This is a genomic window from Pectobacterium sp. HCp5_1, from assembly GCF_032905925.1.
GTDB classification, from domain to species: Bacteria; Pseudomonadota; Gammaproteobacteria; order Enterobacterales; family Enterobacteriaceae; genus Pectobacterium; species Pectobacterium brasiliense_A.
This window is the reverse complement of sequence record NZ_JAUMIO010000009.1, coordinates 28,183-40,462: the sequence shown is the minus strand read 5'-3', so window position 1 is coordinate 40,462 and position 12,280 is coordinate 28,183. Positions and strand designations below refer to the sequence as shown.

Here is a 12,280-nt window from a genome sequence, read left to right as displayed (position 1 = left end):
CGTTTACCGGAAAGCGTGACAGGAAAAAGTAAACTTAGGATAAGTTTATTAGCCAAGGAAAACAGGCAACGATTACGGGAAAGGATATACCTGTCATTCTTCAAGCCGCATGTTTATTCATCTTTCTGCGACACGAGTCTTTAGGGTATCAACGTGATGGTATTGGCAAAATAAATACATTTGCGCAACGCCTACTTCACATTTAAAGCACGCCGGCACCAACCATATTCGTTCTCAATCTATAATAAGGGACACAATGAATCTCATCAAAAATAGTAGCCTGGGTAAAATGCTAGGGACCAGCTTTACCCTGGTCATCGCTATCGGATTTCTGGTGGCGATATTTGGCCGCATCCAGCTCGACAAGCTCGGGGAAAACATCCAGCTGCTGTCGCAGGTCCGCATTACCAATCTCCTGATAATGCAGGAGTTCAAAGACAACATAAACACGAATGCCCTTGCCATCAGAAACCTGACGATGCTGGAAGACAGTCGGCAGCTGCAGGAAGAGAAAGCGCGTATTGAGGCGATGATCTCCCGCAATAACGCGTTACTCTCGAAAATACACGACAGCGCCGTCGATAAACATGCTCAGGAACTGGTCGCGGTACTGGAGCGCGTGCGCCCGGCCTATAGCCGTAGCTATACGGACGCCGTCGCATTGGCAATGGCGAACAAGAACAGCGAGGCTCAACATCTGTTATTAACCGATGTGCGGGTCAAACAGGATGCTCTCTTCCAGGCGCTGAATGACATGGTTAACTGGCAAGAGAAGCTTACGGTGGAAATCGCCGACCAGTCCTTAAAGAATGCCACTCGAGCAGGTACGCTGATGGTTATTATCGCCCTGCTTTCTGTTGTGCTGGGAGCAATGATTTCATGGTGGATTACTCGAGCCATTAAACGTCAGCTCGGGGGAGAGCCAGCCTACACGTTAGAAGTCACACGTCAGGTGGCGCAGGGGAATCTGGCTGTCGCGATTGAACTGCGCGACGGCGATACCACCAGTGTACTGGCCGCGATGGAAGATATGCGTCAAAACCTGAGCAACCTCGTCGGTCAGGTGCATCAGAGTAGCGAATCTATCGCTACGGGCGCGACGCAGATTGCGATGGGCAACACCGATCTGAGCCAGCGCACGGAAGAACAGGCCGCGAATCTTCAGGAAACTGCTGCCTCAATGGAACAAATGAATACCACGGTGAAGCAGAACGCTGCGACCGTGCGCACCGCAACAGAACTAGCCCATTCCGCCAGCACAACGGCGCAAAAAGGTGGCGATGCGGTCAATAATGTTGTGCGTACCATGGAAGATATTATCGCCAGTTCACGTAAGATCGGCGATATTATTGGTGTGATTGACGGCATTGCCTTCCAGACCAACATTCTGGCGCTCAATGCTGCCGTTGAAGCCGCCAGAGCCGGTGAACAAGGCCGTGGCTTCGCCGTAGTCGCCGGTGAAGTGCGTTCTCTGGCGCAGCGTTCCGCTTCCGCCGCGCGTGAAATCAAAGATCTGATTAGCGTAAGCGTGGCTAACGTGGAAATGGGTGAGAAGCAGGTTAACGATGCGGGCATCACCATCAAAGACATTGTCGAGAAATCTCAGCAGGTTGCCAACCTGCTCAATGAGATCGGCCTGACCACACACGAACAGGAACAGGGCGTTTCTCAGGTGAATGATGCGGTGAATCAGCTCGATCAGGTGACCCAGCAGAACGCCGCACTGGTTGAAGAATCCGCCTCCGCCGCCGACAGCCTGAGTGAGCAGGCCAGAACGCTGCTGGAATTAATGGGCGTGTTTAAAATCAGCGGCGTTCAAACGCCAGCACCACGGCTGACGTCAAAAGTGAAGCAGCCGGCTGCACCGAGGCTGGCTCTGGCTGGTCAGTCAGGCAGCACAGGCCGCGATAACTGGGAAACCTTTTAACGAACGCGGCCAGGCGATGGATTCCCCGGCCACGTAGCACACAACATAAAGCCGCTGACTCTTCAGCGGCTTTTTATTTTCCACGATAACAAGAATAAGTAATACGGTTAAAAAAACCGCGCTAATTAATAATTATCACAATTGAAAGTTAAAAGTTACAAAATAAACATCGATAAGAAAAAAATCTTACTCTTATTAGTTAGATTACCATTCATTAATATTTATTATCTATTCTGACCGCGATAAGAAAATAATATTAATTTCCTGACCGCCGAATAAATCAGGGGTTTTTGTTACGTTTATTCTGCCATCAATCTGTCACATTCTTGTCTACACTTTATTTGTCATTCTTTTGGCCTGTAAATATTCCCAACAGGCATTCCCTACGTGCATGAAAGTGATGCTCTTATTCCTCCACCAACACAGCGGTTGGAGTATCAGCGTCGCCAACACACCCGTATGAGAAAGTGCACTATGGGATAAATGGAATGATGAAAGCCATAAAACTTGCGGGGTGAATCGCATCTGTACCATCACCCTTAAAATAACGACACCTGCAGTGTCAAGTTTCAATAATTAAAAAAGGCACATCATGAAGAATATAAGCTTGGGAAAAATGTTAGGAACGGGTTTTACGCTAATTATCGTCATTGGGTTTTTAGTCGCCATACTGGGTCGCACCCAGTTAGAAAAACTCGGGGGAAACATTCAGATTCTGTCACAGGTCCGTATTACCAATCTTCTATTAATGCAGGAATTTAAAGACAACGTTAACGACACCGCACGCGCCATCAGAAATATTGCACTCCTAAACGATCAACAGCAGATGAAGACGGAAAAGGATCGCATTGAGAAATCCATCGTACGTAATAACGAGTTGCTGGCGCAAATACGTAACAACGCGGTGAGCAACGAGACTAAAGCGCTGGTTGCCGCTCTGGAACAGGCCCTCCCCGCCTATATCAGCAACATGAGAAAAGCCACTGAACTGGCGATGACCAGCCAGCACGACGCGTTTCGCAACTTTCTGCTGACGGAGGTACGCACCGCGCAGGCAAACGTCTTCACCGCGCTGGATAAAATGGCTGAGAGACAGAAATCCCTCACGATAGATATCGCCAACCAGTCCGAGAAAGACGCATTCCATTCTGGCAGCTTAATGCTGATTCTCACGCTGTGTGCCTCGCTACTGGGAGGTATTGTCGCGTGGTGGATCACCCGGAAAATTAAGCGCCAGCTTGGTGGAGAACCAGCCTATACGCTGGAAATCACGCGTCAGGTTGCCCAGGGGAATCTTGCCATCGCCATTGAACGGCGCGCCGGAGACACCACCAGCATTCTGGCTGCGATGGAAGAGATGCGCCAAAGCCTGAGCAATATCGTCGGGCAAGTGCATCAAAGTAGCGAGTCTATCGCCACTGGTGCCAGCCAGATTGCCATCGGCAATACCGATCTGAGCCAGCGCACGGAAGAACAGGCCGCGAACCTGCAGGAAACCGCCGCCTCCATGGAAGAGATGAATATCACGGTGAAACAGAACGCCGATACCGTGCGTAGCGCGGCACAGCTTGCCAACTCGGCCAGCGCGGCGGCCCGCAAAGGCGGAGATGTCGTTAACAACGTCGTGCGGACAATGGAAGAGATCACCGCAAGTTCGCGTAAAATTGGCGATATTATTGGCGTGATTGACGGTATTGCCTTCCAGACCAACATTTTGGCGCTCAACGCCGCTGTCGAAGCCGCCCGCGCGGGAGAACAAGGACGCGGGTTCGCGGTAGTAGCCGGAGAAGTTCGCTCACTGGCTCAACGTTCCGCTTCCGCAGCACGTGAAATCAAAGATCTGATTAGCATCAGTGTCGGAAAAGTGGAAGCCGGAGAACTGCTGGTTAACGAAGCGGGCGTAACCATCGAGGAAGTCGTGGAGCAGTCGCAGCGTGTCGCCAATCTTATCAATGAGATCGGCCTGACCACCCACGAACAGGAACAGGGGGTTTCTCAGGTGAACGATGCGGTCAATCAGCTCGATCAGGTCACCCAGCAGAACGCGGCACTGGTTGAAGAGTCGGCTTCCGCCGCAGACAGCCTGAGTCAACAGGCCAAACATCTGGTTGAGTTGATGAGCGTGTTCAAAATCGACGGCATCCAGCCACAGCGTGCTGCACAACCCGTGGCGAAACTGTCCAGACCCAAACTGGCGCTGGCCGGTAGTTCGAGTCACACAAACTGGGAAACCTTTTAAACACACAAGCGATTAACGCGACGTTAAAAAAGAAAAACCGCTGAGATATCAGCGGTTTTTTCACATTAACGGGTAATCCGTTATCGGCGATTACAGCGCCCGACGCAGGCGAGCCACCGCTTCATGCATTTGCTCATCCGTTGCTGTCGCAAAGGACAGACGCAGCGTTGAGTAATCGAGATTGTCTGGGAAGAAGAACTCGCCCGGCACGAAGACCACGCCCTGATCCAGCGTCTTCTTCAGCCATTCCGTCGTATTGAAATCGTCCTGACGGAACTTCGCCCACAGGAACATCCCACCTTTCGGCTGGTTGAAGGTGATGACATCACCCAGTTCCTTCTCGACCAGCTGTGCCAGCAGTTCGCCTTTGTGCTTATACGCGTGGCGAATTTTCTCGATCTGCGTATCCAGACGTCCCAGCCCCAGATAGCATTCCGCGACGGTCTGCGACAATGCGCTGGCATGCAGGTCAGCGGCCTGTTTGATAATCGCTACTTTGTGCAACAGCCAATCCGGCAGAATCGCCCAGCCGAGACGTAATCCCGGAGCCAGCACCTTCGAAAACGTAGAGGTATACAGCACGTATTCCGTGCTACCCAGTTGCTCTTGCGCCAGTTGGAACAGCGTCGGGTTGCGCTCTTCGGTGAAGCGCAGCTCGCCATAGGGATCGTCTTCGATAATGACAAAACCGTAGCGTTCTGCCAGCTGAATCAATTTCAGGCGACGTTCATAGCTCAGCGTCACGCCGCTCGGGTTACCGAAGTTCGGAACGATATAAACGCCTTTGATACGCTGTTTCGTCAGCAGTTCTTCCAGCTCGTCGACGACCATGCCGTCGGCATCGGATGACACAGACATCACCTGCGCCTGCGCCAGTTCCAGCGTTTGCAGCGCCGCCAGATAGGTCGGGCGTTCAACGACGAACACGTCGCCCGGATCGACCATCGAGCGCATGATCAAGTCCAGCGCCTGCTGCGAACCCGCCGTTACGACAATATCGTCACCGCGCGTTTTGACGCCGCGCACAGCACACAGCTCAGCAATGCGATCGCGCAGCACGCCGCTGCCTTCGGTCAAGCCATACTGGAATGCCGTTTTCGGCTGTTCGGTAATCGCTAACTGCGTGGCCTGACTTAACCCTTCGAAATCAAATAATGCATCTGACGGAATCCCGCCAGCCAGCGAGATAATATTTTCCATCTTGCTGTGTTTCAGCAGTTCACGGATGGCGGAACTTTTTAACTGAGCGATGCGGTGCGCTAACAACCCTTCAATGGCCATCTCTTCTTAACCCTTCTACGAAACTTTAATTATCCGCCCAGATAGGCTGAACGTACCGCTTCATTAGCTAACAATGCCGCACCGGTATCTTCCAACACGACATGGCCGTTTTCAAGTACATAACCCCGGTCTGCCAATTTCAGCGCCTGATTGGCGTTTTGCTCCACCAGGAAGATGGTCATGCCCTCTTCACGCAGTTGCTGGATCGTGTCGAAAATTTGCAGGATGATGATCGGTGCCAGACCCAGCGACGGTTCGTCTAGCAGTAGTAAACGCGGCTGGCTCATCAGCGCACGGCCAATCGCCAGCATCTGCTGCTCACCGCCGGACATTGTGCCGGAACGCTGGGCGCGTCGCTCATACAGACGCGGGAACAGATCGTAGACACGCGCAATGCGTTCCTGATACTGATCGCGTTCGGCAAAGAACCCGCCCATCGCCAGATTTTCTTCTACCGTCATGCGGGAAAAGACGCGACGCCCTTCCGGCACAATCGCGATAGCTTCACGCATAATCTGCGCGGTCTGCCAGTTTGTGATGTCCTTACCGTCAAACGTGATGGTGCCTTCGGTCGCGCGTGGGTCACCGCATAGCGTGCCCAGCAGCGTGGTTTTACCGGCACCGTTCGCGCCGATCAGCGTAACAATCTCGCCCTGATTAATATGCAGGCTCACCTGATGCAGTGCCTGAATTTTTCCGTAATGGGCCGAAACCTGATGTAATGACAGCATAAACGTTATCCTTCACCCAGATAGGCACGGATGACATCCGGGTTGTTACGAATTTCAGCTGGGGTGCCTTGTGCCAGCGGCGTTCCCTGATTGACGACATAAATCCGGTCGGAAATTCCCATGACCAGCTTCATATCATGTTCAATCAACAACACGGACACCTGATGGCTATCGCGCAGTTCCGCAATCAGCTGATTTAACTCGTCAGTTTCTTTCGGGTTCAGACCAGCCGCAGGCTCATCCAGCATCAGCAGCTCAGGGCGCGTCACCATGCAGCGGGCAATTTCCAGACGGCGCTGCTGGCCGTAAGCCAGATTCCCCGCCTGACGGTTCGCTAAATCTAACAGACCGATACGCTCCAGCCACACCGCAGCGCGCTCTTGCGCATCGGCTTCCGCACGACGAAAGCCCGGCGTTTTCAACAGCCCAGCAAACACGCCGCTTTTCAGGTGCTGATGCTGTGCGACCAGCAGGTTCTCGATCACCGTCATTTCACGGAACAGGCGAACGTGCTGGAATGTGCGCACCACGCCCATACGGGCAATGGCCTGTCCGGGTAACCCTTCCAGATGACGATCGCGCAGCATGATGGTGCCGCCGCTTGGGCGATAAAAACCGGTCAGGCAGTTAAAGACGGTGGTTTTCCCCGCCCCGTTCGGGCCGATCAGCGAGACAATTTCGCCCGCATGAATATCCATTTCAACGTTGTTGACCGCCAGCAGGCCGCCAAAACGCATCATCAGACCTCTGACTGATAATAGTGGCTGCGTGCTCATGCTTGCTCTTCCTTCTTCGCGACTTTCAACTTCATCTCAGGACGCTTCATCGGCAGCAGGCCTTGCGGACGCCAAATCATCATCAGAACCATCAACGCACCCAGCAGCAGCATGCTGTATTCATTCAGATCGCGCATCAGCTCGCGGGACACCACCAGCAAGATTGCCGCAAGAATGACCGCAAACTGCGAGCCCATTCCGCCCAGTACGACGATGGCCAGTACAAAGGCAGACTCAGCGAACGTGAATGATTCCGGACTGACGAAGCCCTGACGCGCGGCAAACAGCGTACCGGCAAAACCCGCAAATGCGGCGCTGATGGTAAACGCAGTCAACTTAATGCGCGTTGGGCTCAGCCCCAGAGATCGACAGGCGATTTCATCATCGCGCAGCGCTTCCCAGGCACGTCCTAACGGCATCCGCAGCAGACGATTAATCACAAACAGGGTCAACACGACCAGCAGCAGCGCGACCAGATACAGGAAGATAATACGGTCACTCGGGTCGTATTGCAGACCGAAGAAATTGTGGAACGTATCCCAACCGCCATCGCGCGCGCTGCGGCCAAATTCCAGACCAAAGAAGGTCGGTTTAGGGATCTGGCTGATGCCGTTCGGGCCACCGGTAATTTCAGTGTTGTTCAGCAGCAGGATACGGACAATTTCGCCGAATCCGAGCGTCACAATCGCCAGATAATCACCGCGCAAACGCAGCACCGGGAACCCCAGCAGGAAGCCGGACAGTGCCGCCGCCATGCCCGCCAGCGGCAGACTTTCCCAGAAGCCCAATCCGTAATAGTGATTCAGCAGCGCATAGGTATACGCACCAATGGCGTAAAACCCGCCGTAGCCCAATACCAGCAGACCGGACAAGCCAACCACGACGTTCAAGCCCAGACCCAGCATCACGTAAATCAGCGTGAGGGTGGCGATATCCACCGTCCCGCGCGATACCAGAAACGGCCAGGCAATAGCGGCGATAATCAATGCCGCCGCTACTATCTTCTGCCGTGGCGTACTGCCATCAAAGCTCGGCAGCACCAGCGACGGTGCAGAGAATTTCTTGATGCTTTGCTGGAAGAACGGGCGAATCAACTGGAAGAAAAACACCACGATGCAGCCCGCACCAATCCAGTACCAACGGACTTCATCAGCACCGCGCACCACCAATTTGGTGCCATCCAGCGCCAGCTGCATGCCCATTAAGAACGAGGCCAGCACCAGCAGCATGAACGCGGAAACCAACGCATTAAACAGGTTGAGCTGTTTCATACTTTCTCAACCTCCGGGCGACCCAGAATACCGGTTGGCATCACCAACAGCACCACAATCAGCAGCGCAAACGACACCGCATCTTTGTATTCCGTGCTCAGGTAAGCGGACGTCAGCGCTTCGGCTACGCCCAAAATCAGCCCACCGATCATCGCACCAGGGATGCTGCCGATTCCGCCCAGCACCGCCGCCGTAAAGGCTTTCATCCCGGCCATAAAACCGATATAGGGGTTGATGACGCCGTAGAATTGCCCCAACAGCACGCCAGCAACAGCGGCCATGAGCGCGCCAATGACGAAGGTCAGGGAGATCACGCGATCGGTACTGATACCCAGCAGGCTAGCCATTTTCAGGTCTTCTGCACAGGCACGACAGGCGCGTCCCATACGGGAATAACGAATAAATAGCGTCAGCGCCAGCATGGCGAGGAACGTCACGATCCAGATGGTCAACTGCATGGTGCTAATCGTCGCGGCAAAGCCATTGCTTTCGCCCAGCACCCACTGACCGGTCACCAGACTCGGCAGCGCAACATCACGCGAGCCCTGATTCAGGCTGACATAGTTTTGCAGGAAAATTGACATCCCGATGGCAGAAATCAGCGCAATCAGACGCTTTGACGTTCGAACTGGTCGGTAGGCCACCCGTTCGATACTCCAGCCGTAGGCGCTGGAAATGACCACGGCGGCAATGAAGGCGGCACTAATCAAGAGCCAGCCAGCATCGATGCCCATCATCATCAGGGCCGCAATCACAATAAAGGAGACGTAGCTACCGATCATATACACTTCGCCGTGTGCGAAGTTAATCATGCCGATAATGCCGTAAACCATGGTGTAGCCAATGGCGATCAGCGCGTAGGTACTGCCCAACGTCAGGCCGTTGAACATCTGCTGAAAAAAGTAAAGGAACTGCTCGGACATACCTTAAACCTTAAATGCTGCCCCCGCGCCTTGCGGCAACGGGGGCTTCGGTATTGAGGGATTATTATTGGTACACACTCAGCGGGCCGAGAATGCTCTCCACGCCGAAGAGGCAGACAACGGCGTCTTCAACCGCTCCCCGCCTCGGGCATGATGATTATTTCACTGCGCTGGAAGTACCGTCTTTGTGCCACTCAAATACGCCAAATTCAAACCCTTTCAGGTCGCCTTTTGCATCCCAGCTTAATGGTCCCATTACCGTCTCCACAGGGTTCGCTTTCAGATCTGCGACCAGTTTTTCCGGTTCATCGCTATTGGTACGTGCCATCGCGGTGGTCAGCGATTGCAGTGCTGCGTAGGTCGTCCAGACGAACGGACCGGTTGGATCCAGTTTCTTGGCTTTCAGCGCATCAACAATCGGCTGGTTAGCAGGAACCTGATCGTAACGCTTCGGCAACGTCACCAGCATGCCTTCAGAGGCATCGCCCGCGATGTTGGACAGCGATGAGTTACCCACGCCTTCTGGACCCATGAATTTGGTGGTCATGCCAGCCTGACGCGCCTGACGCAGAATCTGCCCCATCTCTGGGTAGTAGCCGCCGAAATAGACGAAATCGACGTTCTCTTTCTTCAGACGCGCAACCAGCGTGGAGAAATCTTTATCACCCGCCGTCACACCTTCAAACAGCACAACGTTCGCACCGGCTTTTTTCAGGCTATCCTGAACAGAGCGGGCCAAGCCTTCACCATATTGCTGTTTGTCATGAACCACGGCGATGCGCTGCGGTTTGATGGTTTCGACAATGTATTTTGCTGAGGTTGGCCCCTGATCGGAATCCAGCCCCGTCGTGCGCAGCACCATTTTGTAGCCGCGCGTGGTCAAGTCGGCGTTGGTTGCCGCAGGCGTAATCATGATCACGCCTTCTTCTTCATAGATATCAGACGCAGGCTGCGTGGAGGAGGAACACAGATGACCAATCACATAACGGATACCATCATTGATGACTTTGTTCGCAACGGCAACCGCCTGCTTAGGGTCGCACGCGTCATCATATTCAACGCCAACCAGTTTGTTACCGTTTACGCCGCCTTTTGCATTAATGTCTTCAATGGCCTGACGCGCGCCAATGAACTCCATATCGCCATACTGTGCAACTGGGCCAGACATTGCACCCACAACCGCAACCTTAATATCAGCAGCGCTGACCGCGTGACTCAACGCCGCAGCCATACAACCCATCAGCAATACTTTACCTTTACTGAATTTCATTCTTTTTACCCCATCTGTCATTATGGATATTGCCGAAAACCTGACCGCCTTCTGCCATAACCTGCTATTTTCTTATAAGTAAGAAAGGCTTAGGTTATTATTAGTAATCTTTTCTAATAAGGCTTTATTATTCATATTATTAAACAGGAATTTTATGCTGCAAATCAACTCACAGTATCAGAAACAAGCGGAGCAAACAGCACAAAACACCAGATGCAAAAACCATCATTCAATTTATATATAGTCAGATATTCTACTTTGTGCATTAATTGTTGATGGATTACTCGAAAAACAAAGAATGAGAAAAACATTTGCCCTATTAACCATAACGCTCAAATTACACAACTGATCCACTACAAAACAACTACATTATTCTTCACTCATATGATGGAGTGCCGATAAAAATGAAACTAACCGTTGAATGCCTCACCCAATTCAGCCCTCAGGATAAAATTGATCTGGCAAAAATCTGGCCACATCAGAACATTGATTTATTAGAAGAAGACCTCTCACTCGATTGGCGACTATTTGCTGCCCGTTTTAACGATCGGCTGTTAGGTGGTGTACTGGTCGAAATTGAAGGGGACTATGCAGAGCTAAGCGATCTGATGGTGAGAGACGTCACGCGGAGGCGGGGCGTAGGGAAACTGTTGATTGATGAAGTACGTCGTCAGCTTCCTGAAGTGAAAGAGTGGTGGCTGGCAACAGCCGATCATGCGGCGATCAAAGAGGACGTGCTGGCGCGATTTATGTTGTCTTGCGGCTTTTCACCCGTATCCGGCGGCTGGCGCTTCATTCGTAGAAAAGAAACGCCGCTAATTCTTGACGAACTCAACCCAGATAAACCGGACTGACCCCAGGCAAAAACAAAACGACCGGGCATTACCCGGTCGCTACAGAAAGAGACGATGAGAGCGATTAGGCTTCTATCGCCGCTCGCAGTTTTTTCATCGCATTCTTTTCTAACTGACGCACACGCTCGGCGGAAACACCGTATTGATCGGCGAGCTCCTGCAAGGTGGATTTGTTGTCATCATCCAACCAGCGGGCGCGAATAATGTGCTGGCTACGTTCATCCAGCCCTTCCAGCGCGTAGGTGAGTTTATCGGCCGCATGCGTTTCCCAGTTATCTTCTTCAATGCCATCGGCAAAGTCAGACGATTTATCCTGTAGGTAAAGCATCGGCGACATCGCCTTGCCGTCGTGCGAATCTTCTTCCGGCGTTGGATCGAATGTCATGTCCTGCGCCGCCATGCGGGATTCCATCTCACGCACGTCTTTGCTCGTCACGCCAAGCTCACGGGCGACAAGTTCGACTTCATCCTGATTAAACCAGCCGAGACGCGTTTTAGACTTACGCAGGTTAAAGAACAGCTTACGCTGTGCTTTAGTGGTCGCGACTTTCACGATACGCCAGTTACGCAGCACGTATTCATGAATTTCGGCTTTGATCCAATGCACGGCGAAAGAAACCAGGCGCACGCCAACTTCAGGGTTAAAGCGACGTACCGCTTTCATCAGGCCGATGTTACCTTCCTGAATCAGGTCCGCCTGCGGCAGACCGTAGCCGGAATAGTTACGGGCAACATGAATAACAAAACGCAGGTGTGACAGAATCAGGTGCTTAGCAGCCTCCAGATCACCCTGATAATGCAGCCGTTCAGCCAGCGCCCGCTCTTCCTCCGCCGTCAGCATCGGATAGGCATTGGCGGCACGAATATACCCTTCCAGACTGCCCTGGGGAACTAAGGTGAAAGTTTGCATATCTTTGGTCATTCAACCCTCTCAGTTGCTCTACTCGTCATATTGCAGTTGGCTATCTTAGCACTGCTTCACCGTATCGTTTTGCGCGAAGATGGCAA

10 protein-coding genes are annotated in these 12,280 nt (G+C 52.6%); 3 read left to right on the top strand and 7 right to left on the bottom strand.

Going from position 1 to position 12,280, the window contains the following annotated elements; all coding sequences use genetic code 11:
• The first annotated feature begins 256 nt into the window (after positions 1-256).
• A complete protein-coding gene (locus tag Q3A88_RS08940) occupies positions 257-1,927 on the top strand; it encodes a methyl-accepting chemotaxis protein (RefSeq protein ID WP_317177760.1) in 1,671 nt (556 codons plus the stop codon).
• 592 nt (positions 1,928-2,519) lie between these two features.
• Positions 2,520-4,166, top strand: a complete 1,647-nt coding sequence (locus Q3A88_RS08935) for a methyl-accepting chemotaxis protein (protein ID WP_317177759.1) — start codon at positions 2,520-2,522, stop codon at positions 4,164-4,166.
• Positions 4,167-4,256: 90 nt separating this feature from the next.
• On the opposite strand, the gene Q3A88_RS08930 is transcribed toward Q3A88_RS08935, so the two are convergent.
• From Q3A88_RS08930 to Q3A88_RS08905, 6 genes are all read right to left on the bottom strand, one after another.
• Complete coding sequence (locus tag Q3A88_RS08930; protein WP_039516769.1) at positions 4,257-5,447, bottom strand: PLP-dependent aminotransferase family protein; 1,191 nt, start codon at positions 5,445-5,447, stop codon at positions 4,257-4,259.
• A gap of 29 nt (positions 5,448-5,476) precedes the next feature.
• Positions 5,477-6,178, bottom strand: coding sequence for a high-affinity branched-chain amino acid ABC transporter ATP-binding protein LivF (gene livF, locus Q3A88_RS08925; protein ID WP_010306529.1), 702 nt, complete (start codon positions 6,176-6,178; stop codon positions 5,477-5,479).
• Between the two features lie 5 nt (positions 6,179-6,183).
• Complete coding sequence (livG, locus tag Q3A88_RS08920; protein ID WP_014917046.1) at positions 6,184-6,954, bottom strand: high-affinity branched-chain amino acid ABC transporter ATP-binding protein LivG; 771 nt, start codon at positions 6,952-6,954, stop codon at positions 6,184-6,186.
• Positions 6,951-8,225: a high-affinity branched-chain amino acid ABC transporter permease LivM gene (locus tag Q3A88_RS08915; protein WP_039281581.1), complete on the bottom strand. Its 1,275-nt coding sequence runs from the start codon at positions 8,223-8,225 to the stop codon at positions 6,951-6,953. The genes livG and Q3A88_RS08915 overlap by 4 nt, the downstream gene beginning before the upstream one ends.
• Complete coding sequence (gene livH / locus Q3A88_RS08910; protein ID WP_317177758.1) at positions 8,222-9,148, bottom strand: high-affinity branched-chain amino acid ABC transporter permease LivH; 927 nt, start codon at positions 9,146-9,148, stop codon at positions 8,222-8,224. Before livH ends, Q3A88_RS08915 begins: the two co-directional genes overlap by 4 nt.
• A 157-nt stretch (positions 9,149-9,305) precedes the next feature.
• Positions 9,306-10,418: a branched-chain amino acid ABC transporter substrate-binding protein gene (locus tag Q3A88_RS08905; protein ID WP_014917048.1), complete on the bottom strand. Its 1,113-nt coding sequence runs from the start codon at positions 10,416-10,418 to the stop codon at positions 9,306-9,308.
• 404 nt (positions 10,419-10,822) lie between these two features.
• Here Q3A88_RS08905 and panM point away from each other — a divergent pair, with 404 nt between their 5' ends.
• Positions 10,823-11,272 carry an aspartate 1-decarboxylase autocleavage activator PanM gene (panM, locus tag Q3A88_RS08900; RefSeq protein ID WP_110163917.1) on the top strand — a complete coding sequence of 150 codons (450 nt, stop codon included), beginning with the start codon at positions 10,823-10,825 and terminating at the stop codon, positions 11,270-11,272.
• Positions 11,273-11,336: 64 nt separating this feature from the next.
• On the opposite strand, the gene rpoH is transcribed toward panM, so the two are convergent.
• Positions 11,337-12,194, bottom strand: coding sequence for an RNA polymerase sigma factor RpoH (gene rpoH, locus Q3A88_RS08895; protein WP_010681389.1), 858 nt, complete (start codon positions 12,192-12,194; stop codon positions 11,337-11,339).
• Positions 12,195-12,280: the final 86 nt, after the last annotated feature.